We start from the raw sequence: 1,019 nt of genomic DNA, 5'->3' as shown, positions 1-1,019 counted from the left end.
TGCCAGGCCGTGCCAGCCTGCATGGCGGCCAGTGCCAGGGCCTGAGTGGCGGCGCGGTCGTCGGCCGACAGGCAATCCCAGAAAACGGTGGCCGGCTCAGCCGGGTCGCGGCCGGTGTATTCGTAGAAATACGAATTCAGGTAAGTGAGCTGGCCGTCGGCGGCGAAGTTGGCAATAAACACGGGCATGGCCTGCGTCATAACTCGCAACTGTTCGTCGCGCTGGTCTACCTCGCGGGCCAGGGCCGTGGCCTGGCGGCGGGCCAGCACCCGCTCGCTCACGTCGATGGCAAACGTGAGAATGCCACTGACGCCGCCGGCCGCGTCGAGCATGGGCAGAAACGAAAAATTGAAATAGTGCTCGGTGCCGGGGGCATCGTCGGGGTTCAGCCGCACGGGCATGGACTGCCCCGTAAAAGGCTGGCCCGTCCGGTACACCTGGTCGAGCAGGGCCAGATAGCCTTGCTCCACCACGCCGGGCTGCAGTTCGGCCAGCGCCATGCCCAGGCGTGGGCGGCCATTCATAATGCGGCCGTAGCCATCGTTGAAAAATGTGTAGCGGTGCTCGGGGCCTTCGAAGGCGGCAATGTAGGCCGGGGCCTGGCTCAGAATCTGGCTCAGCAGCCGGTCTTTGGTTTCGAGGTGGCGCTGGGCTTCGCGCAGCTCGTGCACATCCAGCATGTAGCCGTTGCGGCGCAGCAGGCGGCCGTCGGCTCCAAACTCCGGCACGGCCTCGGTAATAAACCACCGATACTGGCCGTCGGCCCCGCGCAGGCGCACTTCCACGCGCCCCAGGCGGGGCGACTCAATGCTTTCGGCAATCTCGCGCTGCGCCCGCAGGTGGTCGTCGGGATGCAGCACCCGGGGCCACTGGGCATCGACTTCGGCCCAGCCCGTGTCGGCCGGCAGGCCCGTGTACTGGTACCATTGCGGGCTCATGTACGTGGTGCGGCCCAAGGCATCGGTCACGAACGTGATGAAGGGCAGCACTTCAGCCTGGCGGCGCAGGCGCAGGTCGGC

The 1,019-nt window shown here is 66.6% G+C and carries 1 protein-coding gene; it reads right to left on the bottom strand.

What is annotated here, in order from left to right; all coding sequences use genetic code 11:
* The coding region (locus ACYVDE_RS24095) for a PAS domain-containing protein (RefSeq protein ID WP_460504057.1) at positions 1 to 1,019 on the bottom strand (1,019 nt) is incomplete at both ends.

This window comes from Hymenobacter agri, from assembly GCF_054778495.1.
This window is presented reverse-complemented; position numbering and strand designations above follow the sequence as displayed.